This is a genomic window from Burkholderia sp. LFS061, assembly GCF_047978125.1.
Classification (GTDB): domain Bacteria; phylum Pseudomonadota; class Gammaproteobacteria; order Burkholderiales; family Burkholderiaceae; genus Burkholderia; species Burkholderia pyrrocinia_C.
Genome location: NZ_JBFPFS010000016.1, coordinates 17686 through 40666 on the forward strand (window position 1 = coordinate 17686; position 22981 = coordinate 40666).

Here is a 22981-nt window from a genome sequence, read left to right on the forward strand (position 1 = left end):
ATGAAAGCCTTCGGCCGCAGCCTGCCGTTCGTTGCGCTGCTCGGTCCCGCACTGCTGGTGCTCGCCGCGCTCGCGCTGTATCCGGTCGCGCAGGTGCTGATCGACTCGTTCTGCCGGGTCGACTACGCGGCCGGCCGCCGCGCGTTCGCGGGGCTCGCGAACTATCGCGCGGTGCTAGGCGACGACGCGTTCACGGCCGGCTTCGGCAATACGCTGCGTTTCACGATCGTGGCGTCGCTCGCCGAGGTCGCACTCGGCTTCGGCCTCGCGCTGCTGTTCGTGCGCGCGTTTCCGGGGCGCCGCATCGCGCTGCCGCTCGCGATCCTGCCGATGATGCTGTCCACGCTCGTGTGCTCCGCGATCTGGCGCAACTGGCTCAACTTCGACGGATTCCTGAACAAGTTGCTCGCGGCATTCGGCATCGAAGGCGTGCGCTGGCTGTCCGATCCGCATCTCGCGCTGTGGTCGCTCGCGCTCGTTGACGTATGGCAGTGGACGCCGATGGCGTTCCTGATCGTGCTGGCCGGGCTGCAGTCGATTCCCGGCGAACTGTACGAAGCCGCGCGCACCGACGGCGCGAGCGAGTGGCAGTGCCTGCGCGACATCACGCTGCCGCTCGCGGCGCCGCAGATCGGCCTCGCGCTGCTGCTGCGCTCGATCGACACGTTCAAGCTGTTCGACAAGGTCTATGCGCTGACGGGCGGCGGCCCCGGCAACGCCACGCAGACGCTGTCGACCTATATCTACGACACGGGCTTCCGCTTCTTCAACGTCGGGCCAGCGAGTGCCGCGTCGGTGCTGATGCTCGCGGCGTCCGCGCTGCTGGTCTCGGGGTATGTATGGCAGACGGTTCGCAAGCGGCGCGCATGACGGCGCAACCCTCGGGCATCTCACGCACGCGAACGGGCGCCGCATTCGATCGCGCGGTGCCGTGGGCGCTGCGTATTGCCGCGCTCGCGCTGTTGCTGTTGCCGTGCCTGTGGATGGCCGGCGCGGCCTTCATGCCGACGCTCGAGCGCCTCGATCATCCGTTGCGGATCTGGCCGGCCGCGCCGACCTTCGAGCATTTCGCGTCGGTGTGGTCCAACGGCATCGGCGCGCCGCTCTTCAATTCGCTGCTGGTCGGATTCGGCACGACGCTGCTCGCGCTGGCGCTCGCGTTTCCGGCCGCGTATGCGCTCGTGCGGCTGCGGTTTCCGGCACGGCTCGACCTGCTGTTCCTGGTGCTGGTACTCGCGTTGAAGCTGATGCCGCCGATCACGATCGCGGTGCCGCTGTTCGCGCTCGCGAAGCGGCTGCACCTGCTCGATTCGACGCTCGGCCTGATGCTCGCGTATCAAATCTACGCGTTGCCGATGGCGATCTGGATGCTGCTCGCGTTCGTGCGCGACGTACCGGTCGAATACGAGGAAGCGGCCTGCATCGACGGCGCGGGGCTCGCGCGGCGGCTTGTGCAGATCGTGCTGCCGCTGTGCGCGCCGGGGCTGATCGCGACCGCGATCTTCGTGTTCATCGCCGCGTGGAACGAGTTCCTGATCGCGCTGCTGTTCGTGTCGACGCCGAGCCGCTTCACGCTGCCGCTCGCGATCGCCGGCTATGTGACGGAGAACGGCATCGACTGGGGCGACCTGATGAGCGCGGGCTTGATGGCGTCGCTGCCCACGCTGGCCGTGGCCGGCTATGTGCAGCGCTACCTGTTGCGCGGGTTCGCGGGCGGGTTGAAGTGACGTGCGGCAACGCCGCGCCCGATTTCACCGTGTCATGCGCAGCTATGCCGCACCACCTGCGTGACCGGCACGACACGCGTGCGCGACGGGCCGTCGAACGTCTGCATCCGGTCGGCGAGCAGGTCGACCGCGGCGTGCGCGAGGCCGCGCGTGTCCTGCCGGAACGTCGTCAGCCGATAGGCGTCGTATTCAGCGGCCGGGATGTCGTCGAAGCCGACCACGCGCAGGTCGTCCGGCACGCGCAACCCGAATTCGCTGCGCGCGGCGTCGATCACGCCAAGTGCGAGCAGGTCGGACGAACAGAACACGCCGTCGGGCAGTTCGCCGGACGCGAACAGTTGCCGTGCGGCGTCGATCCCGCATGCATGCGTGTCGGACGGCGTGTCGAGCACGCGCGTGAGCGTCGCGTCGAATGCGTCACCGCGCCCGATCGCATGCTCGAACGCCGCGGCGCGCGACTGCGCGCTGTAGCTCGCGCCGCGCGGCCCGACGAACGCGAGCCGGCGCGCGCCGGCCCGCACGAGCCGCTGCGCCGCATGAGCGGCGCCTGCCGCGTTGTCGCTGACGACGACATCCGCGCCCGGCAGGTTCGCGTCGCGGTTGATCATCACGACGGGGATCCGGTGTTCGAGATACTGCTGCGCCACCGACAGCGGCGGCGACGCGGACGTCATCACGAGGCCCGCGATCCGGTAGCTGAGCAGTTGCTCGAGCGATTGCCGGACCTGGCGCGGATCTTCCGCGTTGGTCACGAGCGGCGTGAGTGCGCGCTGCCCGAGCGCGGCCATCAGGTCCGTCAGCAGCCGCGCGCGAAACGGATTCTGGAAGCCGGCCGTCACGACGCCGATCATGCTGCTGCGCTGCGTGATCATGTCGCGCGCGATCAGGTTGACCTGATAGCCGAGCGCGCGCGCGGCGACCATTACGCGCTCGCGCGTTTGCGGCGCGATGCTCGCCGTCGGCGAAAACGCGCGCGACACCGCGGAGCGCGATACACCGGCCCGCGCCGCGACGTCCGACGCCGTTACCCACGGTTTTCTTTCCTTGTCATTCATTGAGTCATGATCCGTTCGAGCCACGATACGTGCCCGCCGCCCGCCGACTGGATGTCGGCGCTCGACGATGCGCGGCTGCTGCATACGCTGACCCTACCGGGTAGCCATGACACCTGTGCGTATACGGTCGACGATCGGCTCGTTCGCACGCAGCGCGCGCCGCTCGATGCGCAGCTCGCGCACGGCGTGCGGCTGCTCGACATCCGCTGCCGGCACGTGCGCGATGCGTTCGACATCCATCACGGCGGCGTTGCGCTCGGCATGACGTTCGACGACGTGCTGGCAACCTGCTCGCGCTTTCTCGATGCGCATCCGCGCGAATGCGTCGTGATGTCGGTGAAGGACGAATGGCCGGCGCATGCGTGCACGCGCGGCTTCGATGCGACGTTCGACGCGCATCGCGCGCGCCACCCGCGGCTGCGCTGGCATGCCGGCGGCACGCTGCCCGCGCTCGGCGACGTGCGCGGCGCGGTCGTGCTGCTGCGGCGCTTTCGCAGCGGCCGGCCGCTCGGCATCGACCTGACCGCGTGGCCCGACAACGCGACGTTCACGATCGATCATCCCGACGGCGCGTTCGTGATCCAGGACGAATATCGCGTGCCGGTGGCTGCGTCGATCGGCTGGAAGTGGCGTGCGATCGACGCGCTGCTCACGCACCTGCCGACACCGGAAAGCGGCCGCTGGGCGATCAACTTCTGCAGCGGGACGGGGATGGGCGCGAATCCGTCGACGGTCGCGCATGGCGATGGCAGGGTGCAGGGCATTCATGCGCGGCTGGCCGAACGATTGCACGAGCAGCGCGGCCCGTGTGGCGCGATGCTGCTCGATTTCTGCGATGACGACGATTGGGCGTTGGTGCGCGCGCTGATCGAGTGCAACGACCATGCGCGGGCGCCGGCCGTCTGGCGCAAGGCGTTTCGCTGTTAATGGAGCTTCGCGGTGAAGAACGCGAGCGCCTTTGCGTCGAGCGTTCGGTGAAAAGCGGCGCGATCGAATCCGTTTGCGTCGATGCAAATCCGCGGCGCAATTTGTTTCAATGCGTCGGAACACGGCGCGACAAACGCGAAATGCGCGGTGTTCGGAACGACGTGGAATTCTGGCCGCTGCGGCAGCAAGCCAGCCAGCGCGGGGATCGTTTCCGGCTCCACGCCGTCGCCGCCCGATTCGGATGCCCATAGCTGGATCGGCGCATGTATATCTTTCAGCGTGTCGGCGCTCGGGAATTCGTCGAGCGGGTCGGCGAGCACGTAGGCCTTGATGCGCGGATCGTGCGTCAGCGGCTGGCGTGGCAGGTCATGATCGCGGATTTGCTTGCAGATCAGCCAGGTCGGGTCCGGGCAGGCCACCCGCGCGTGCACGAAATCCGGATTGGCACCGGCCAGCACGAGGCCCGTATAGCCGCCGCGCGAAAAACCGAAGAAGCCGATCCGGGCGGGATCGATTCGAGCGGCGTCGGGCGCGCGGCGGGCCGCCGAGCCGGCGTGCGTCGGCCGGATCCATGCCGCCGAACGTGTCGCGCCGACGATGGAGCGTCTGTTCTTCATCGAGTGCTTGTTGCCTCCAGGGCAAAAGAGCACTCATTCTTCAAACGGTGGAAGAAACGTCCCTAGTCCGGAGCACGTGGATCGCAATTGATCATGCCCTGGTTCATTTCCTGTCGACGCGAATACGTGACTCGTGCATTCTTATGAGTATTCATCCGGCCGGCTTCCCAAAGCTTGAGGGTCGCGAGACTTTTAGTCATCCAGACTTTGACCGAATGAACGATAGTTTCAGCCTATTGAAGCTTCATCACTCGTGGAGGTCAATCATGGTTTTGAAACTTTACCCGGAGCATAAGAAACTTGCGCTGAACAGGGACATTGTTCACCGGGGTGCCGGTACCAAGGGCGTCATGCAATACGGCGTTGTGGTCTTTCACTTGCAACAGGTGTTGAGTCATTTCGCCAGACAAAAAAAATACGACATGTTCTATATCGGCGTCACCAGCAATAAGGAAGCCCGGCTGAAGGATCACCAAGTCAACAAGCCCGATTACACATGGATGGTTCCGGTATACGAGGAAGATGCCATCAATGTGAGTAACGCTTTCGATCTCATGGAACAAGAGGCCATCGATTTTTTCAGGACCGGCTTCACAGACACCAACAGTGGTCAGAAATTGGCATGCGGGAACGGTCCGAGGGGGGCTTCACCGAAGATGTGTCTCTATGTATTGGTCCGCGAAAAGCCAGGATTGAACGGAAAGACCTGAGCGCCCGGTACTACCAGGTTGAGCGACGGCCGTTCTGAACGAACCAGCCCGATCGCCGCGGCTGTCGTCGTGCTGGTGGCATGGCTCGCCGACAATCGACGCTTGAGGAAGCGCCTGCGTGACCGGGGGGAAGATCCGCGCTCACGGAGGTCGTGTTCCCCGTACATCAGGCATGGCCGGATTCCACGGCAACGCCGCGATACCGTATCACCGCGTCGCGATCGCCACCGCCGCACCCGCCATCGCGGCCGCGCTCGTGCGATTCGCGATCCGCTTCGCGCGCGCCGACGTCAGGAAGGCCCGCGCACGCACCGCGAGCAGCGACCAGAAGCAGTCGGCGAGGATCAGCACCGCGAGCATCGTGCCGACGAGTTCGGCCCACGCGAGAACGCCCACGTGCGTCAGATCGACGATGGTCGGCAGCAGCGCAAGATAGAACAGCATGATCTTCGGATTGCCGAGCGTGACCAGCATGCCCGCGACGAACATGCGCCACGGCGACTGGCCGCGCGGCAGGTCGTCCGCGCCCGTCCCGGTCGGTGCGGTCCACATCTTCCACGCGAGGAACAGCAGGTATGCGACGCCGAGCAGCTTCAGCACGATCAGGCCCGTCTCGAACGTGCGTGCGAACGCGGACAGCCCGGCGACCGCGAGCGTGAGCCACAGCGCTTCGCCGAACCACATCGCCGCGAGGAACGGCAACACGTCTCGCACGCCGTTCGTCAGCACGCGCGCGACGAGCGCGGCGACGCTCGGGCCGGGCGTGCCGGCGGTGACGAGCAGGGCGAAGGCGAAGACGGCAAGCGCGGACAACGTCATGACGGACCTCGTGGGCGGGGCATTCGAAACGTATGAAGTTTCGATTATAGTGACGGCCGTTCCAGACTGCCTGCCTGAATTGCCGTCATGACTGCATCGATCCTGATCCGTCCCGCCACGCGGGAAGACGCGGCCGCGATGGCCGCCGTGGAAGTCGCCGCCGCGCAGCGGTTTCGCGAGATCGGCATGACCGACATCGCCGATGGCGAGCCGACCGATACGGCCGACGTGCTCGCACGCATCGACGGCGGCCGCGCGATTGTCGCGGTCGATGCGCAGGGCGCGTGCGTCGGGTTTGCGTTCTACCGGCTGCTCGATGCGCAGCGGCTGTATCTGGAGGAACTGGATGTCGCGCCGTCGCATGCCGGACAGCGGATCGGCGCGCGCCTGATCGAACAGGTGACGGCGCGCGCGGTGCAGCAGGGTATCGCGCAGGTCGTGCTGTCGACGTTCCGCGATGCACCGTGGAATGCGCCGTACTACACGCGCCTCGGTTTCCTGATCATCGACGACGCGTCGCTCGACGATACGCTGCGCGCGGTCCGCGCGCATCACGTCGCGCGCGGGCTCGACGAGACGCAGCGCGTGTTCATGCGCGCGGACGTGCGCGCCTGAACACGTGCTGCCCGGCCGTCAGGCCGCGTCGCTCAGCGCCGGGTAGTCGGTATAGCCCGTTTCGCCTTCCGCGTAGAACGTCTCCGGCACCGGCTTGTTCAGCGATGCGCCGAGTTCGAGGCGGCGCGGCAGGTCGGGGTTCGCGATGAACAGCTTGCCCCATGCGATCGCGTCGGCGCTGCCGCTCGCGAGTGCGGCCTGCGCGGTGTCGGGCGTGAACTGCTCGTTCGCGATCAGCGGGCCGCCGAACGCTTCCTTCAGGCGCGGGCTCAAGTGGTCGCCCGAATACGATTCGCGCGTGAAGATGAACGCGATCTTGCGGCGGCCGAGTTCGCGCGCGACATAGCCGAACGTTGCCGCCGGATCGGAATCGCCCATCGTGTGCGCGTCGCCGCGCGGCGCGAGGTGCACGCCGACACGGCCGGCGCCCCACACGTCGACCGCCGCGTCGACCACTTCGAGCAGCAGGCGCGCGCGGTTCTCGATCGGGCCGCCGTAGGCATCGGTGCGGCGATTGGTGCTGTCCTGCAGGAACTGGTCGAGCAGGTAGCCGTTCGCGCCGTGGATCTCGACGCCGTCGAAGCCGGCCGCCTTCGCGTTTTCGGCACCCTTTCGGTACGCGGCGACGATGCCCGGAATTTCGTCGAGTTCGAGTGCGCGCGGCGTCACGTACGGACGCTGCGGGCGCACGAGGCTCACGTGCCCGCCCGCGGCGATCGCGCTCGGCGCGACCGGCAGGTCGCCGTTCAGGAACACCGGATCGGAGATCCGGCCGACGTGCCAGAGTTGCAGCACGATGCGCCCGCCGGCCGCGTGTACGGCCTGCGTCACCTGCTTCCAGCCTTCGACCTGCTCATCGGACCAGATACCGGGCGTGTCCGCGTAGCCGACGCCCTGCGGCGTGACCGAGGTCGCCTCGGTAATGATCAGGCCGGCCGACGCGCGTTCGGCGTAATAGCGGGCCATCAGTGCGTTCGGCACGCGCGTCGCGCCCGCACGGGAGCGGGTGAGCGGCGCCATCACGATGCGGTTCGGCAGAGTCAGTTCACCGAGGGTAACGGGATCGAACAGCGTGGGCATGGCAAATAACCTCTTCACGAAAGGCGGGCGCGCCGTCGCGTCATGCGCAACGCGGGCCCGCGTGGCCGATACGGCCGGTTGGCTAGAGATCGCGGCGCAAAGCGTCGTGAAATGCGTCGATGACGGCCTCGTTGCGCCGGAAGAACGCCCACTGGCCGATCCGCGTCGACGTCACGAGCCCCGCGCGCTGCAGCGTCGCGAGGTGCGCGGAGACGGTCGACTGCGACAGCCCGCAGCGCGCGTCGATCTGTCCCGCGCAGACGCCGTGATCGTACGGCAGCGTCTGCGCCGGAAAATGCTCGCCCGGCGTTTTCAGCCAGTTGAGAATTTCACGGCGCACAGGGTTGGACAGCGCTTTAAGGATCGCGTCGATGTCGATTTCGGTCGGCATGGATGGAGCAGGTGTTTTCGGTCGGGCAGACGGGTATCGTCGATGGGCGAATCATATATCGTAATTTGACGATATGTTTGAAAACATTGCTAGCTATGGGGTTGATAGCGGTAGGCGTGCAAAAAGATCGTATTCGGGAGGAGCAGGCCGAAATGTAAGACTATGGTGGGCGCTGCCAGCGCCGATTGCGAACGCGTCCGGCAGTCAATCCACGGCCTTGAAAATCCGATTCTTCTCGATCACGACGGCCTTCGCCAGCTTGCCGTTTTCGTCGGCATCAGCGCGCAGGTGCCGTTCGTCGAGCGCGGGGCCCGTATAGCGGCTGCGCGGCCGGATCACCTTGCTCACCCGCAACTGTTCGATGCAGTGAGCCAGCAGCCCGACGCTGCGCGCGATCGAGAACAGCCCGAAGGCTGCGTCGCGCGGCAGTTGAAGTTGCACCGACAGAATCGCAAGCGCGACATCGATGGTCGGCCGCTGGCCGGTGAGTGTCGTCACCGTGCCGATGAAGCGGGCCAGTTCAGGCGGCGGATCGAGTCGCGCGAGCAACGCGGCTGCGCGCGGATCGCCGTCGGGGTAAAGATGATGGCCGAAGCCGGGAATCGGTATGGCGGACTTCAGATGATGATCGACCACGCGTTCGGCGCCGAGCCGCTCCACGTCGTCGAACACCGCACGCACGCGCCCCGATGCATCGCCGTGCAACGGGCCCGACAGCGTCGCGAGCCCCGTCAACAGGCAGCCCGCGAGCGACGCGCCGGTCGATGCGGTGATGCGCGCGGCGAACGCCGAACTCGTGATCTCGTGATCGGCCACCAGTACCATCGCGCGGCGCAGCAGGTCCGCGCCGTGATTGTCCTGGCCCCAGCCCGCCGCGAGCCGCCGATGGGTCCATTGCAGGCCGGCATCGTCGTGCGCACCGAACGCGCGCGACACGATCGCGACGAGCCGGCCCGCTTCGATGTGCAGCGCGCTATCGAGCCGGCCGAGCGTCGAATGGCCGTGGGCCGCCACCGTCGCGAGCATCGTGAACGCGCACTGGCGATCGCGCACGCCGGGCGGCAATGCAATGTCCGGCGCGTCGAACGATACGGGCACGGTCGCATTCCAGAGCAGCGCGGCCGTTTCCTCGAGCGTCGCGCTCTCCGATAGCTGAATGCTGTCACGGCCGCGGTACCACGGGCGGCCCCTGGAAAACGTCGTGATGCCGCTATAAATGCACGGTTCGGCACCGAATATCGTGCTTGCCGCGAGCGCCGAGCGCTTGCGGCCCACCTGCTTCTTGCGGCACAGCGCGATCACGTCCTCGACACGATACAGGCTCTTGCGCGGATCGTCGGGATCCTGTCTGACCGCAATACTGCCGCGGCTCGCATACGCGTAGACGGTCTGCGCCCGCACACCGAGCCGTCGCGCCGCTTCCGTCAGGGTGATCCAGTTCTGCATGGAGATATCGCGGTCGTGATGAGGCGGCCGACGTTCGACCGCTTCGGCCGACTATAGACCGGCTTCAGTTGAATGTCATCTCGACCGGGCGCCGCTCGAGCACCTCGACGAGAATCTCGCCCGGCGCCCGTACAAAACAGCCGCGCACGCCGGCGCGGATTTGCGCGACGGGCTGGACGATCTCCGCTCCGTTGTCGACCAGGTGTGCATATGCGGCATCGAGATCCTCGACCAGCAGGCCGAAGTGATCGATCCCCTGCATGCGGGCGCCGTCGGGTACCGCGGCCGTTCGCGCGTCGGGCAGTGCGGTGATGAACAGGTCGATCGTGCCAATGCGCAGGTCGACACGGCCGGGACGTCGCACGATCTCGGCGTTCAGGCAGCGCGCAAACCACGCAGCGGTGGCCTCGGCGTCGGCCGAACAGAGTTGCAGGTGATCCCATTTGAATTCGATCATGGTCGGGGCTGAGCAAGTAGTAGGAGGGGGCGCGAAGATGGTTGAACTGGGTCAGAGCTCAATGCGCGACAGCTTGCCGAGCAGCAACGAATACGACAGCGTGCCGACGAGACAGATCGCGCCCATCAGGTTCAGCGCCCAGAAGAAGTTGCCGGTGTGCTGCGTCACGTAGCCGATCATCAGTGGCGTGGTGACTGCTGCTATGTTGGCCGCGAGACTCGTGATGCTGCTGGTGAGCCCGACATAGCGTTTCGGTGCGATCTCGCACACGGCGGCCCACGACATCGAGCCAATTCCCTGGGCGAAGAACGCGACAGTCAGGATCGCGATCACCAGCACGTTCGAATGCACGAAGTTGACGAGCACGATCGATGCACCAAGGAAGGTGCCGATCACGAGTGGGGCCTTGCGGGACGACGACATCGACACGCCGCGCCGGATGCAGAGGTCGGACAGGTAGCCGGCGATCAGGATCCCGAGCGTCGCACCGATGAACGGCATCGCCTGGAAGAAGCCGACCTTGATCATCGACATGTGCCGTTCCTCGACCAGGTAGGTCATGAACCAGGTCGTGAAGAACACCAGCAGCGTGTTGTTGCAGAACTTGCCGAGACAGATCGCGAGGATCTGCCGGTAGCCGAGCAGGCGCAGCGCCATGCGCCAATCGAAACGCTCACGCGAGGTCGCGGCGGGGGCCCCTTCGTTGATGTAATGCAGCTCGGCCGCGTTGACGCTGTGATGCCGCGACGGATCGCGATAGAGCCGGTACCAGACGATGCTGAACAGGATGCCGAAGCCGCCGGTTGCAAAGAACACGGCGCGCCAGCCGAACGCCGACGAGATCCAGAGCAGCAACCCGGTGAAGAGGGGCGTGCCGACGTATTGGCCCATCACGTAGACGCTGGTCGCGAAGCCGCGCTCCTGAACCGGGAACCACATCGTCACCGCGCGCGCGTTCGACGGAAAGGCGGGCGCCTCCAGCGCGCCCATTGCAAGGCGCGAGCCGAGCAGCATGTGGTAGCCGTGCGCGAGCCCCTGGGTCAGCGTTGCGAGCGACCAGCCGACCAGCGACAGCGCATACGCAACACGCGAGCCGAGCATGTCGGCGAGCGCGCCTGCGGGCAGCAGCGCGATCGAATACGCGAGGCCGAACACGGCGAACAGTTCGCCCATCTGGACACGCGTGAGTGCGAGATCCTTCGACAGTGCCGGTGCGACGATGCCGAGCGCCGAGCGGTCGACGTAGTTGAGGATGGTCGCCACCAGCAGCATCGACAGCACGCCGTAGCGCACCCTCGATCTTCTTGCGACACTCGCGTGCGAGTCGAGCTCGCGCATGATCGAAACCTGTTCCTCTGCGGCTTTCAATGTCGTCTCCTGATTTGTGGGCCGGCGCATGATTGTTGTGCGCGCCGGCGATCGTCCGGTCAGCCGCGCCCGACAAAGGGCATCGCGCTCGCCATGATCGTCATGTTCAGAATGTTGGCTTCGAGCGGGAGGCTCGCCATCTGCACGATCGCATTCGCAACGTGCGCCACGTCGACGCGCGGCTCTGGCACGACGCGTCCGTCGGCCTGCAGCACGCCGCTGTTCATGCGCTCGGTCAGCGACGTGGCGGCGTTGCCGATGTCGATCTGGCCGCACGCGATGTTGAACGGCCGGCCATCGAGCGCGAGCGAGCGGGTGATGCCGAGGACGGCATGCTTGGTGGCCGTGTAGGCGATCGTGTTCGGGCGCGGAGTGTGCGCCGAGATCGAACCGTTGTTGATGATGCGCCCGCCTTGCGGGGTCTGGCGCTTCATCTGGCGCCACGCGGCGCGTGCGCAGAGGAATACGCCTGTCAGGTTGGTCGCGACCACGTCGTTCCAGAATTCGAGCGAGTAGTCGTCGAGCGGCACGGCGCCCGCGTTGCGGCCGGCGTTGTTGAACAGCACATCGAGGCGGCCGAACTCGCGCTCGATCCGCTCGAAGCTCGCGTCGACCGACGCCTCGTCGGCCACGTCGGTCGGGATCGCCGAGGCCACCCCGCCGGCCTGCTCGATGATTTCCTTCGTCGCCAGCAGCGGCTCGATGCGCCTGCCGAGCAACGCCACGCCGAATCCGGATCGCGCCAGTGCGACGGCCGCTGCCTGGCCGATTCCGGTGCCGGCGCCCGTCACTGCCGCGAATTTTTTCTCTGCCTGCATTTTCACGACCTCGTCTTCAGTCCGTTAAACGTGCAAAAAGCATTGCGCGGCGGTGATTTCCCGGCAATCTTGATTCTTTGAATCAATATCAAGCCGCCCGTCGCGGCGGGGCGCCGTCAGGGTTTTCCTGAGTCGGCGATGACACCGTTCGCGGGGCCGGCACGCGGTTGCGAGTACATGGCGGCGCGAGCGGGCCACTCCCCTAAGCGCCGGCAGCCGACGCCGCACACACGTTGATTGATTCAATCAATATTGACCGGCGGCGAGCGCGCTTCGTAGGCTGTGCTCCGTTTTCCGACCCAAGGACGAGACCATGCCTGACAACAATCGAACCCGCCTGCTGGTTGCGCGACGCGTTCCCGCCGCCGTGGCCGCGCGCGCCGAATCCGAATTCCATGCCTATGTGACGGACGCCGACATGGATGCGCCGTCGGTCGTCGAGTTCTGCAACCGCTACGGGACGCCCGCGGTGCTGATCGGCAAAAAATCGGGGCTGCAGGCCGAGCACATCGCGGCATTGCCGTCGAACGTGAAGATCATCGCGAATGCGAGCGCCGGCTACGACCACATGGATGTGGCCGCCGCACGCGCACGCGGGATCGTGGTCAGCAATGCGCCCGACGCGCTGACCGACTGCACGGCCGATTTCACGATGCTGCTCATTCTTGCCGCATGCCGGCGTGCGTCGGAGTACGAGCGCATCATGCGCGCGGGGTGGGGCAAGTCGTTCGGCATGACCGACATGCTCGGCACGCGGGTGAACGGCAAGACGCTGGGGATCGTCGGCTTCGGGAGGATCGGCCGCGCAGTTGCGCGGCGCGCACATGGCTTCGGGATGCGGATCATCTATACGGACAGGCGGCAGGCGCCGCCGGAAGTCGAAGCGGGTGCGCGCTATTGTGCAGATCTCGACACGCTGCTGCCGCAGTGCGACATTCTCACGCTGCATGTGCCGGGCGGCGGCACGCCATTCATGACGTACCGCGAGTTCGGCTTGTTGCGCGAGGGGGCAGTGTTCGTCAACGCGGCGCGCGGCAGCCTCGTCGACGAGGACGCGCTCTACGATGCGTTGACTTCGCGTCGACTGTTCGGCGCCGGGCTCGACGTCTATCGGAACGAACCCGATATCGATCCGCGCTTCGCCGCGCTCGACAATGTGTTTCTGTCGCCGCACATGGCCAGCGCGACGATCGAGACGCGCGACCAGATGGGCTTCACCGCTCTTGACAACATCGCGGCGGTGCTCGACGGGGGGACGGCGCCCAACGCGCTGTGAAGGGCGTGGTGGTGCAACTTATCCATGCCGGGGCTTCCGATGATCGGCGGCCTCGGCTTCCGTCGCCACGGTGGTCCCCACTACTTTTGGGTGGGGACTACTCTGGCAACTTCCTGTCACATCGTCGAGACGGTGCCGGGGACACGCTTACGGTGCTTCTTCTCCGGTTGGTGGACGTAATCAATCCCGGCTTGCGCTGTCTCGCGCGGACCGCGGGTAACGCAATCAGATGTCACGTGTACGGGGGATGACGACTGCCTGGCCGTGTAATCTGCCGTCCGTGTCGAGAAGTTGCCACAGCGTTGCTTCTTCAATCATGAAGCGCCGGCCAGATTTTGTGATGCGAACCCCTTTGTATCCGGTCTCGTAACCAAGCCGCTGTACGCGTGCGAGGAATTGCTGCCGTTCCTCGCGATTCGGCGCTTCGGCAGAGAGCCGGGACGGGAGTCGGGTGATTTCATCCCAGCCATATTCGAATCGGCATTGTGCGGCCTTGTTGGCATAAGTAAAGACTGGATCGGGGGCGGTGTTGTGTGCAAGCACTGCGAACGGGGCGCACTCATAGAGCCACTCGGTTGCGTCATTCTCGGGAATGGTTGCCGGCACGAGCGGGCGACCGATCAGTCGAGCGTGGCTGTCGGCAAGCAACTGATAGAAGGCTGGATTGCGAAAGAGCGGAATCATCTGGCACATCACACCCGGAAATATCGGAAGCCGTTACGATACAGCAGCTTCATGCGACGCTGCGCATCGTGCCGGATCACGCGGGTACGCCATTCCGAACATGGCAGCCGGGAGCGACGCGCTGAACCTGAGTGCGAGAGGCAGCGCGCCGATGCGATACAGGTATTCGGTGCTCGCAAGCATGAGTGTGCGGGCCGTCACCGAATCTCCCGGATCATTTGAAAACGCCCGGATGAAGATACTGCCCAAGCTTTCCGTTTCACTGAATCGACCTGCCTGAGGTGATGCAAGGCGCAACCCGCACATGCTCGCGTATGTCTTGCACGGCCGCTTCTGCGGCCTGGACGCCGGAGAAAATTGCCGTGGGTACGCCATACCCCGGGAACGTCGTTTGTCCTCCGAGATAGAGGCCGCGCAGCCCTGTCCGATGCGGAAAGAACTTGTCAGGCGTGGTGCCTGGCGCGATGCCGTAGAGCGCTCCCTCGTATAGGTGCCGTCCGCGCGCGAAATCCCGCGGATCCGATACGCGGACGTCTTCCAGGCAAAGGCCGGGGAGATGGGCCTGTATCGCGTCGAGATAGTTGCCGACCACGGCCTGCGTCATCGCGCTCGTCCAATTCGATGCGGAATGGATTCCCGTTGCTGGCGCATACAGTTCCAATACTGCCTTGCCGTTTGGCGCAAGCCCTGACAGCACCTGTGACGGACAGGTGTAGGCGAGCCAGCGAGGAACCCCGGGCGTCGATACATGCATGGCCGCCTGTTGCGGCATCGGGGGAACATGATTGGTAACGAAGGCGCGTGGCAGCACGGCACCGGAGCAGCCGATCTGGATTGAAATCGCGCGATGCGAGAGCGGTGCCGCTCGAGCCTTGTGCGCTAGCCGCCGAGGTAAGGCGTGGGCGGGCAACAGGTGGCGGACCACTTCGAAACCCGAACACGTCGCCACGACGCAATCGGTCGGGATGCGTTCGCCGTCGGCAAGGGCGATGCCCCGAGCGGCTCCGTTCTCCACGAGGATTTCGCGTACATGGGCACCGAACCTGATCGGCACCGACCGTCTGGACAGTTCGCGCGCCATGACGGAGCTGATGGCGCCCATGCCTGCGCGAGGCAAATGGAAGCCTTCCTCCAGCATGGCCAGCAAGCCAATGATCTGCGTTGCCGGAAGGCGATCGGGTGGTTGCCCGGTGTAGAGCAGTGTCGATGCGACAGCCGCCTGCAGGTCCGCATCGGCGAAGTGCGACGCGATCAGGCGGCTGACATGCCCATTCATGCGGGGCAGGTAACGCCACAGTTTGCTTAACGTCCGTAGAAGCGACGGCTCCTGCGGCAGAACTTCATCAACCAGCGTGCGGTAGATGGGGCTCCATTGCTGTTGGAGCCTGCCAAGGCCGTCACGCAGTTGCCGTGTCCGTGAATCCTCCCTGTCGCCTTCCACATACGACGTGCCGGCACTGGATAGATGAACGGCCGTTCCATTCTCCAAATGCGTAACGTGAGGCCGTTCGATGGCCACCATCGGAACCTCGCGATCGAAGTCGAGACCAAGGCGCCGGAACGACGCGCGAATGAGCGAGGGCACCGCTACATACATCGCGCCGTTATTGAATGTGAAACCGTTTACCGTCGTGGTGGAGCAGCAGCCGCCGACCTCGTCCGAGGACTCCAGTACGACGACGGGTCTGTCATTGCGTGCCAGCGTCAGCGCGGCGGCCAGGCCGGCCAGGCCCGCGCCGATCACGACGACGGGTTGCTCGCCATTGCTCGTCATACTATCCTCCATGATTTGCACGATGAGCAATATTGCGTGTCGTGCATGAAAGGTGAAATCGCGGCAAGCATCGAACGCCGTCGAACGAGACTTGCCGCCACAGGGCGGAGATCGACGCTTGGCTCGCCGCGTCGAGAGGGCGGTCAAGGATGCAATGGTTCGCCATCGGTCGGGAACGTATGCCGGGCGTGCCAGCCGCCATCCTTCCGAATCAGCCGGACCGAGTTGAGGCCCAGTGGATCAGGCGCAACCCCCCGCATGCGCGACCACAGTTCAACCCAGGCGGGCTCACAGGTAACGGTCGCCACATAAGGATCGTCCGGCCCGTTGGGGAACCAGGTGCGCAGTGATTCTTTCCAGATGCGTTGCTTCAGCGCAGTCTCCGCGGAAACTGTCGGGACGGTCCCGATCGTGACGTATCCCCGGTCAGCCATGCTGAGAAAGGACAGACTGATCGTCTTCCCCTGGCGAATCTCCGACGCTTTGCGCGTTCTCGAGTCGGTCATGAAACGAATCGTGAGGTCCTTCCCGATCTCCAGAACCTCGACGACTCTGGAGTTGATCTGACCGGACGCGTCGTTCGAAGATACAAAACAGAAGGCGCAATGACTGACGATTTCAGTTGCTTGTTGAAAGAGTTGGCTTGCATTCATGATGATGTGCGACAGCGTTTCAGGGAGCCCCCGAAAACCGGGAAACTCGGCGGAAAAAGGTCAGGTGGCGCATGTTCATGCACCTCGATTTCGACACGTCGCCAGTTCTCGACGTCGCTTTCACGACAGCGATCTACCGGCGACAGTATCCCGATGCCCGCCTCCATGGCGGTAAGGTACGTTGCGACGTGCAGGCCTGTGCCAAGAGCGAACACTGCAACCATGATCCAGCTCGAACGCGTTCCGGCAAACAGGACGGGTTGCGCGACCGTCCTCAGCAACCAGAATCCGCTTCCCGCCAGCGCAAGCGGCCCCAGGATCTGCGCTGCAACCAAGCCGAGCGACACTTCATAGACGAAGAGCACGTAACTCAACATCACGTTGAGTGTCTGGGTAATGCTCTGATTGAGCCTCCCGCAGTTCCCGAGTGACTGTGGCCACTTGAGCCAACGCCAGAAGGTCAAATGGAACAATACGAAGCCGAGGTCGTATATGACACTGAGTGAGGTCGATAGCGCTGGATGCACTGAAGTGGCTCCAATGGTGAGCCCTGGACATTGAATGTTCCGCATGAAGTCAGGCCTGCCGTAGATTTCGACTCGCCCGGCAGGTAACGCGATTTAATGCACTACATGCAACTGTATACGTCGTGCATTATTTTGACAACATGCATCGAAGGTGCCCGCTTGATGTTCCGTGCACGCTGCAATCCGGGGTTGCGAATCGCGCCGCTGCTTCTTCATTGCCCGAGCTGCGCGCAGCTTGTCGAGCGCTTTCGGGTCGTCGCGCGGCGGGCCGCTCGTTCCGACGGCTGCCGCCCGGTAGCGGCTGCGCCGGCATCGGTGCGGTGATCGCCGGTGTGCGTTCGGCACGGCGTTCGCAGTAGCGGCCGCGCTGAACCGGCCGACTGAACCGCTTTCCCCAACGGATCGGCAGCGCGCGACGGATTCTGCGACCATCGCCGTTAAAGTCATATCCGCAATCAGGTCCGTCACCATGTCACTCATTTCCGTCGCCTTTGCAAGAATCCGGCTCTCTCGCGTGCTGCCGGCCGCCCGAACCCTGTCGTGCGCGATTCCGCTCGCGGCAGCCGGTGCCGCAATCGGCGTGCTGGGCGGCGCGTGTCCGGCCGATGCCGCCACGCAGCGCGAACGTCTCGAGGCCCCGGTCAAGGCCGTGGCCGACCAGCGCGTGGCCGTCGATACGCCGCTGGGCAGCGCGGTGCTGCCCGTCTATGCCGATCATCCGCTCGACACGGCCGCGCCCGACGTCACGCGCGTCTTCATCGTGATTCACGGCACGCTGCGCAATGCCGACGCGTACTATGCGTCGGGGCTCAAGGTCGTCGAGAAGGCCGGCGCGGCCGGGCAGGGCACAATGGTCGTCGCCCCGCAGTTCCTGACGCGCGCCGATACGCGCGCGTTCTCGCTGCCCGCGCAGACGCTGGCCTGGACCCAGGAAGGATGGAAGGGCGGCGAACCGGCGCGCCAGCCGGGCCCGGTCAGTTCGTTCGCCGCGCTCGATGCGTTGCTCGCGCATTTCGCCGATCGCAGCCTGTACCCCGCGCTGTCGACCGTGGTCGTGATCGGTCATTCGGCCGGCGCGCAATTGCTGCAGCGCTACGCGGTGACCGGGCACGAAGGCGATGCGCTGGTGCAGGCCGGCATCGCCGTGCGCTATGTGGTCGCGAACCCGTCGAGCTACCTGTATTTCGACGACGAACGACCGGACGCCCAGGCAATCGCGGGCGGCGCCTGCCCGCGCGCGACGCAATGGAAATACGGGCTGAAGTCGGCGCCGCCTTACGTCGCGTCGCAGGACGTGCGCGAACTCGAAACGCGCTACGTCGCGCGCCATGTCGTGTACCTGCTCGGGCAGGCCGACACGAACCCGTATACGCATTTCATCGACCGCTCGTGCGCGGCGATGGCGCAAGGCCCCTACCGGCTCGCGCGCGGGCTCGCGTATTTCGATTACCTGAAGAAGCGACACCCGGACGATCTCGCGCAGCAGGTCGTCGAAGTGCCGGGCGTCGGGCACGACAATCTCGGCATGTTCACGTCCGCTTGCGGGCTGGCCGTGCTGTTCGGCCAGGCGTTGCCGCAATCGTGTCCGGTCGTCGCCGGCACGGCGCCGGTCGTGCGCGCGGCGGGGCAGTGAGCGCGCGTGCGATAGGCGCGGCGACAATGGATCGATCAGGAAAATGCAGGAATCGACAAGATAAATTCATTTCCCAAGCTGGGGCTCACGGTTCAGGATGACGGCGTTGCCAGGAGCGCTCCATGAACATCACGATCCTCGACGATTACTTCGACACGCTCCGCACGCTGCAGAGCTTTCGCAAGTTGGACTGTCACGCGGTCACGATCTGGAACGGTCACGAGCCGGGCGTCGACGCGCTGGCTGAACGCCTGCGCGAAACGGCGACGATCGAGCCGTTGATCCTCGACCTGCTCGAATGGATCGGGCCACGTGCGCGGCCTTATGACGAGGTGATCGACGCATGGCGCACGTCGTGCCCGCGCCTGCCGGTGTGGGAGGAAGCCTGCGCGCGCGGCTATGTGGTCCGGCACCATGGACCCGGTGGCATCGCGGAGGTCAACGTGAGCGATGCCGGCCGCGCCCACCTCCGGGCCGCGCGCACCTGATCGCGCCGAGGCGATCGACATGCGGTTGCGACGCCGCACGTCATGCCGTTTTTTCCCCAACCGGCGGCGCGTCCGGATCGAATACCGTCAATCCTTCCGTCGGGTCCATCGGCAGGTCCCATGGACGGGCGGCGATGGCCCGTCTCGCAGCGTCGTAGCCGGCCTGCCGGCGCGCCGCGATGCCGGCCGGCGTGAAATCGATGTCCTTCAACTGATTGTCGCCGTCGAGTCGCGGTGCCGCGAGCTTGATCAGGTGCATCGTGGTTTCGCACCCCCACGCGGCGAGCCGGCGCACGGCCGGCGACGCGCGTTCGGCTTCCGGCACGTGCCGGACCAGTTCGCGGATCACGTGGCGCAGCCGGTGGATCTGCTGCTGGCGCGCGATGTGGCTGTCGGTGCGGCTCGCGTACTGGATGTCCTTCTGCCGTTCCGACACCTGCCAGATGCTCTCGGGCTCGGGGCCGGCCGGATTCCACATCTGCACCGAGAAGATGATCGAGCTCCGGCGCGGATTGTCGTCGAGCACGACCTCGACCGGCGTATTCGAATACACGCCGCCGTCCCAGTACGGCTCGCCGTCGATCCGTATCGCCGGGAACGCGGGCGGCAGCGCGCCCGAGCTCATGATGTGGTCGATTCCCAGGTGCGTGTCGCGCGAATCGAAATAGCGCATCGTGCCCGTGCACGCATTGACCGCGCTGACGGTCAGGCGCGGGCGGCCCGCGTTCAGCAGGCCGGGATCGATCAGCGACGCGAGCGTGTCGCGCAGCGGCGCGATCCGGTAGTACGACGCGCGATCGACGCCGAGGCGGACCATCGGGCCGAGCCACGATGCCGGATTGGGCTGGAAGAATCCCGCGATGCCACCGCCGATGATCGTCAGCTCGGCCAGCATCTTGTCCCAGCCGGGCAGCAGCGCGGGCACGTCGAAGCGGGTCCGTTCGGTCACGCGCTGCCAGAACGTCAGCATCTTCTCGTAGCGCCGCTCCGGCGGATTCCCGGCGATCAGCGCGGCGTTGATCGCGCCGATCGACGTGCCGACCACCCAGTCGGGCCGGATGCCGGCTTCGTCCATCGCCTGGAAGACGCCGAGCTGGTACGCACCCAGTGCGCCGCCGCCCTGAAGCACGAGCACGACTTGCCCGGGGAGATCCATTCGTGCCGGCTGGCTCGCGGTCATGGCTTGCCTCGCTGCGTGTGACGGTGGGTCGGATCCGAACAGTTCGATTCAGTGTAGGCGATCGGCGGCGGGGGATCGACATTGCCACGCGCATCGGCAGGCATGCGCCGCCGTACGGAGGGCGTCACGCGTCCGGGTACGGTGTGCCGTCCTTGTGCAGGAACCGGCCGTCGCTGCTCGGGCTCATCATGTCGATGTCGGGGCAGGTGATCACGTCGTCCGGCGAGCGCGAGCCCACCTCGAGATAGACGGCGACCGCGTTCGACCGGTTGACGAGGTGATGGCCGTTGCCGGAGCCTTTCGGAAACGCCGCGCAGTCGCCCGCGCGCAGCACGGTCTCGCCGCCGTCCTCGATCATCACGAGTTCGCCTTCGAGTACGTACACGAATTCGTCTTCGTCGGAATGCCAGTGGCGCTGGCTCGACCAGCCGCCCGGCGGCACGCGCATCAGGTTGACGCCGAAATCGCGCAACCCGCCTGCGTCGCCGAGGCGCTGGCGGATGCGCTGCGCGCACGGCGCGTCGAACGGCCGCGGATAGCCGCTGCCGCGGCGTTCGGGCACGGTGCGGAGGTCGATCCTGGGCATGGGCGGCTCCGTTTGCCACGCGGGCGAATGGGACGGTGACCATTGTAGGCGGCCGCCGCCCGCAGTTCGTCCGCGTGTTTCGTGGCGGACCGCTTCATTCGACGGTGATCGTCTCCTTCATGTATGGATGAATCCCGCAGAACACCTTGTAGACGCCCGGCTTGTCGAAGCGGAACGAGTACGTCTCGTCCTGGTCGAGCGCTTTCGAATGAAAGATGCCGGCGTCGTTGACGACGGTGTGCGGCTCCGCATCGAGGTTCTTCCACGTGATCGTCGTGCCGGCCTTGATCGTGGTCGACATCGGCGAAAACATGAAGTTGCGGATCGTGACCAGCGGGCCGTCCGGGCCCTGCGCGAACGCGGCGAGCGGCATGCCGGCGGCGGCCGCGCACAGGATCAGCGCCGCGATGATTTTTGGTTGCTTGAAGCGGGTCATGTCGGTCTCCTTATGTCTATCAGGCCAACGTCGCGTCGTGCAGCGCCGACGCGGCCGGGTGGCCGGCGAACTCCACAGTCGTCACGCCGAGCATCTTCGGCAACTGGTCGCGCGGCACCGTGAGCGGCACGGGGCCCGGGCCGTTGCCGGCCGTCGGCTGCGGGAACGCGGTGGAACGCGCCGTGTGGAACGTCACGTTGCCCTCGACCTTCGACACGATCTGGTGGATGTGCCCGTTCAGCACGGTGACCGAGCCGAAGCGGCGCAGTAGCGCCATCGTCTGCGGCGCATCGCCGGTGCCCCAGCCCCACGGCTCGTAGATGGTCCACATCGGCATGTGCGAGAACACGACGATCGGCGTGCTCGACGAGCGGCCCTTCAGATCCTGCGCGAGCCACGCGAGCTGGTCGTCGCCGAAGCTGCCGAGCCCGTTCGGCTTGAAATGCATCACGTTGACGAGGCCGATGAAGTGCACGCCCGCATGATCGAAGCTGTAATAGCCGCGGTTGTCCGACGCCTTGCCGAACCGGCCGAAATATTCGGCGCCCGAACCGTCGGTGACGTCGTGCTCGCCGGGCACCGTATGCAGTTCCGACACGCGCAGCGCGGACAGCAGTTGCGACGCGTGGTCGAATTCCTCCGGCTTGGACAGGTGCGTGATGTCGCCGGTATGGATGGTCAGCGCGGGCATCGCCGGCATCCCGTTGACGAGTTCGATCGTCTGCCGCAGCGTGGCCGACACGTCGGGGTTGGCATCCTTGTTGAAGCCGATGTGCGTGTCGCTGATCTGCACGAACAGCGGCCGGCCCGCGTCGGCCGGGCGTGCGTCGCCGGTTTGCGCGAGCGCGAGGTCGAACGGCGTCAGGATGCCGCCCGACAGCGTAAACAGCGTGCCGAGGCCGCCGAAGGCCATGCATTGCAGGGCCTTGCGGCGCGACGGGCGGGTGGGATTCGATGAAGACATGGGAGCCTCGCAATCGTATGACGAAACGGGACGGCCGGATCGTCCTGGAATAAACCGGCGCCTTCGTGTGCCATACCGGCGCAGCGACGGCTTTATTCCCGCGATGCGTGAATTCGGTCACCGGTGCCGTCGGACGCGCAAGGCGGCCGTCGGGATGCCGAACGATGACTTGTTAATGTCCTGTAATCGATACGTCACATTTGCGTCATGGCCGCCCGATAGCCTGCGACACCGAGTCACCTCTCCGGAGCCCCCTTCATGCCGAATCTCGCGGCAACGGAAACCAGCGGCGCGGCCAGCCAGCGCACCCGTACCCTCAGCTTCGCGCTGTTTTTTCTGATCATTGCCTGCGGCATCGTCTATATCGCGATTCACCCGAGCGCCGACCTCGGCCCGGTCAGGGAAAGTTCGGTCCTGCCGTTCGTGCTGCCGATCGCGCTCGGCCTCGGCACGATGGTCGGCTGGAAGCGGATCGTCGTGACGGTCGGTGAGAAGGTCGGCAAGTCGCACCTCACGTACGGGCTGCCGGTATCGACGACGCACGTGCTCGCGTCGGGCGTGGCCGGCACGATGACGGCGAGCGGCGCGGGCCTGCGCCCGGGCACGATGCGCAACCTCGTGCTCGCGCGGGTGCTGACGCTGCCCGCGTCGATCGCGCTGTCGGCAGTCCTGTACCGGGCGCTGCACGGGCTGTTCTGACCGGCGTTGGCCGACGCAACCTCCGGCCGCGCGGCACGCGGCCGGTCCCAT

General features: G+C 65.6%; 25 protein-coding genes and 2 pseudogenes. 9 read left to right on the forward strand and 18 right to left on the reverse strand.

Features of this window, described 5'->3' with window-relative positions:
- Positions 1 to 870, forward strand: a complete 870-nt coding sequence (locus ACNQQL_RS16405; protein ID WP_152865218.1) for a carbohydrate ABC transporter permease — start codon at positions 1 to 3, stop codon at positions 868 to 870.
- Positions 867 to 1727, forward strand: a complete 861-nt coding sequence (locus ACNQQL_RS16410) for a carbohydrate ABC transporter permease (protein WP_347064743.1) — start codon at positions 867 to 869, stop codon at positions 1725 to 1727. The genes ACNQQL_RS16405 and ACNQQL_RS16410 overlap by 4 nt, the downstream gene beginning before the upstream one ends.
- Before the next feature lie 32 nt (positions 1728 to 1759).
- Here ACNQQL_RS16410 and ACNQQL_RS16415 read toward each other — a convergent pair whose 3' ends face one another.
- The gene (locus ACNQQL_RS16415; RefSeq protein ID WP_347064744.1) at positions 1760 to 2782 is read right to left on the reverse strand and encodes a LacI family DNA-binding transcriptional regulator; all 1023 of its coding nucleotides are present in this window, start codon (positions 2780 to 2782) and stop codon (positions 1760 to 1762) included.
- Positions 2783 to 2788: 6 nt separating this feature from the next.
- Here ACNQQL_RS16415 and ACNQQL_RS16420 point away from each other — a divergent pair, with 6 nt between their 5' ends.
- Positions 2789 to 3709, forward strand: a complete 921-nt coding sequence (locus tag ACNQQL_RS16420; RefSeq protein WP_347064745.1) for a phosphatidylinositol-specific phospholipase C — start codon at positions 2789 to 2791, stop codon at positions 3707 to 3709.
- Here the strand turns inward: ACNQQL_RS16420 and ACNQQL_RS16425 are convergent.
- Positions 3706 to 4242: pseudogene (locus ACNQQL_RS16425) on the reverse strand (alpha/beta hydrolase family protein); the annotation flags it as partial. The gene ACNQQL_RS16420 and the pseudogene ACNQQL_RS16425 sit on opposite strands and share 4 nt — an antisense overlap.
- A 350-nt stretch (positions 4243 to 4592) precedes the next feature.
- Here ACNQQL_RS16425 and ACNQQL_RS16430 point away from each other — a divergent pair.
- Positions 4593 to 5036 (forward strand): hypothetical protein, encoded by a 444-nt coding sequence (locus ACNQQL_RS16430; RefSeq protein WP_072442521.1) that lies wholly within the window; start codon positions 4593 to 4595, stop codon positions 5034 to 5036.
- Positions 5037 to 5243: 207 nt separating this feature from the next.
- Here ACNQQL_RS16430 and ACNQQL_RS16435 read toward each other — a convergent pair whose 3' ends face one another.
- Positions 5244 to 5855, reverse strand: coding sequence for a LysE family translocator (locus ACNQQL_RS16435; protein WP_347064746.1), 612 nt, complete (start codon positions 5853 to 5855; stop codon positions 5244 to 5246).
- 87 nt (positions 5856 to 5942) lie between these two features.
- Here ACNQQL_RS16435 and ACNQQL_RS16440 point away from each other — a divergent pair, with 87 nt between their 5' ends.
- Positions 5943 to 6470, forward strand: a complete 528-nt coding sequence (locus ACNQQL_RS16440) for a GNAT family N-acetyltransferase (RefSeq protein WP_347064747.1) — start codon at positions 5943 to 5945, stop codon at positions 6468 to 6470.
- A gap of 18 nt (positions 6471 to 6488) precedes the next feature.
- Here ACNQQL_RS16440 and ACNQQL_RS16445 read toward each other — a convergent pair whose 3' ends face one another.
- The 6 genes from ACNQQL_RS16445 to ACNQQL_RS16470 form a co-directional block, all read right to left on the reverse strand.
- Positions 6489 to 7550 carry an alkene reductase gene (locus ACNQQL_RS16445; protein WP_347064748.1) on the reverse strand — a complete coding sequence of 354 codons (1062 nt, stop codon included), beginning with the start codon at positions 7548 to 7550 and terminating at the stop codon, positions 6489 to 6491.
- 82 nt (positions 7551 to 7632) lie between these two features.
- On the reverse strand, positions 7633 to 7941 hold the full coding sequence (locus ACNQQL_RS16450; protein WP_034180436.1) for an ArsR/SmtB family transcription factor: 309 nt from the start codon (positions 7939 to 7941) through the stop codon (positions 7633 to 7635).
- Between the two features lie 204 nt (positions 7942 to 8145).
- Positions 8146 to 9387: a citrate/2-methylcitrate synthase gene (locus tag ACNQQL_RS16455; protein ID WP_347064749.1), complete on the reverse strand. Its 1242-nt coding sequence runs from the start codon at positions 9385 to 9387 to the stop codon at positions 8146 to 8148.
- A gap of 64 nt (positions 9388 to 9451) precedes the next feature.
- On the reverse strand, positions 9452 to 9844 hold the full coding sequence (locus ACNQQL_RS16460) for a VOC family protein (RefSeq protein ID WP_347064750.1): 393 nt from the start codon (positions 9842 to 9844) through the stop codon (positions 9452 to 9454).
- 51 nt (positions 9845 to 9895) lie between these two features.
- The gene (locus tag ACNQQL_RS16465; RefSeq protein ID WP_347064815.1) at positions 9896 to 11182 is read right to left on the reverse strand and encodes an MFS transporter; all 1287 of its coding nucleotides are present in this window, start codon (positions 11180 to 11182) and stop codon (positions 9896 to 9898) included.
- A gap of 89 nt (positions 11183 to 11271) precedes the next feature.
- Complete coding sequence (locus tag ACNQQL_RS16470) at positions 11272 to 12030, reverse strand: SDR family oxidoreductase (protein ID WP_347064816.1); 759 nt, start codon at positions 12028 to 12030, stop codon at positions 11272 to 11274.
- A gap of 313 nt (positions 12031 to 12343) precedes the next feature.
- Here ACNQQL_RS16470 and ACNQQL_RS16475 point away from each other — a divergent pair, with 313 nt between their 5' ends.
- Positions 12344 to 13306, forward strand: coding sequence for a D-glycerate dehydrogenase (locus ACNQQL_RS16475; RefSeq protein WP_347064751.1), 963 nt, complete (start codon positions 12344 to 12346; stop codon positions 13304 to 13306).
- A gap of 225 nt (positions 13307 to 13531) precedes the next feature.
- Here the strand turns inward: ACNQQL_RS16475 and ACNQQL_RS16480 are convergent, their stop codons facing one another.
- From ACNQQL_RS16480 to ACNQQL_RS16500, 5 genes are all read right to left on the reverse strand, one after another.
- Positions 13532 to 13990, reverse strand: a complete 459-nt coding sequence (locus tag ACNQQL_RS16480; RefSeq protein ID WP_347064752.1) for an MEKHLA domain-containing protein — start codon at positions 13988 to 13990, stop codon at positions 13532 to 13534.
- Between the two features lie 259 nt (positions 13991 to 14249).
- The gene (locus ACNQQL_RS16485; RefSeq protein ID WP_347064753.1) at positions 14250 to 15764 is read right to left on the reverse strand and encodes an NAD(P)/FAD-dependent oxidoreductase; all 1515 of its coding nucleotides are present in this window, start codon (positions 15762 to 15764) and stop codon (positions 14250 to 14252) included.
- Between the two features lie 143 nt (positions 15765 to 15907).
- Positions 15908 to 16417 (reverse strand): pyridoxamine 5'-phosphate oxidase family protein, encoded by a 510-nt coding sequence (locus ACNQQL_RS16490; RefSeq protein ID WP_347064754.1) that lies wholly within the window; start codon positions 16415 to 16417, stop codon positions 15908 to 15910.
- Complete coding sequence (locus ACNQQL_RS16495) at positions 16414 to 16797, reverse strand: hypothetical protein (protein ID WP_347064755.1); 384 nt, start codon at positions 16795 to 16797, stop codon at positions 16414 to 16416. Before ACNQQL_RS16495 ends, ACNQQL_RS16490 begins: the two co-directional genes overlap by 4 nt.
- A gap of 240 nt (positions 16798 to 17037) precedes the next feature.
- The gene (locus ACNQQL_RS16500; protein ID WP_347064756.1) at positions 17038 to 17415 is read right to left on the reverse strand and encodes a hypothetical protein; all 378 of its coding nucleotides are present in this window, start codon (positions 17413 to 17415) and stop codon (positions 17038 to 17040) included.
- Between ACNQQL_RS16500 and ACNQQL_RS16505 the strand changes: the two genes are divergently transcribed.
- A complete protein-coding gene (locus tag ACNQQL_RS16505; RefSeq protein WP_347064757.1) occupies positions 17414 to 18577 on the forward strand; it encodes an alpha/beta fold hydrolase in 1164 nt (387 codons plus the stop codon). The two genes, ACNQQL_RS16500 and ACNQQL_RS16505, sit on opposite strands and share 2 nt — an antisense overlap.
- Positions 18578 to 18699: 122 nt before the next feature.
- A complete protein-coding gene (locus ACNQQL_RS16510) occupies positions 18700 to 19065 on the forward strand; it encodes a 3-phosphoglycerate dehydrogenase (RefSeq protein WP_347064758.1) in 366 nt (121 codons plus the stop codon).
- A gap of 40 nt (positions 19066 to 19105) precedes the next feature.
- Here the strand turns inward: ACNQQL_RS16510 and ACNQQL_RS16515 are convergent, their stop codons facing one another.
- The 4 genes from ACNQQL_RS16515 to ACNQQL_RS16530 form a co-directional block, all read right to left on the reverse strand.
- Entirely contained in the window at positions 19106 to 20245 is a 1140-nt protein-coding gene (locus tag ACNQQL_RS16515; RefSeq protein ID WP_072442446.1) for a patatin-like phospholipase family protein, read from the reverse strand.
- Between the two features lie 124 nt (positions 20246 to 20369).
- Positions 20370 to 20831 carry a cupin domain-containing protein gene (locus tag ACNQQL_RS16520; RefSeq protein ID WP_347064759.1) on the reverse strand — a complete coding sequence of 154 codons (462 nt, stop codon included), beginning with the start codon at positions 20829 to 20831 and terminating at the stop codon, positions 20370 to 20372.
- 94 nt (positions 20832 to 20925) lie between these two features.
- On the reverse strand, positions 20926 to 21267 hold the full coding sequence (locus ACNQQL_RS16525) for a cupredoxin family copper-binding protein (protein WP_347064760.1): 342 nt from the start codon (positions 21265 to 21267) through the stop codon (positions 20926 to 20928).
- 19 nt (positions 21268 to 21286) lie between these two features.
- A complete protein-coding gene (locus tag ACNQQL_RS16530) occupies positions 21287 to 22231 on the reverse strand; it encodes a metallophosphoesterase family protein (RefSeq protein WP_175959490.1) in 945 nt (314 codons plus the stop codon).
- 432 nt (positions 22232 to 22663) lie between these two features.
- Here ACNQQL_RS16530 and ACNQQL_RS16535 point away from each other — a divergent pair.
- Positions 22664 to 22930 (forward strand): annotated as a pseudogene (locus tag ACNQQL_RS16535) (inorganic phosphate transporter); the annotation flags it as partial.
- Positions 22931 to 22981 lie beyond the last annotated feature (51 nt).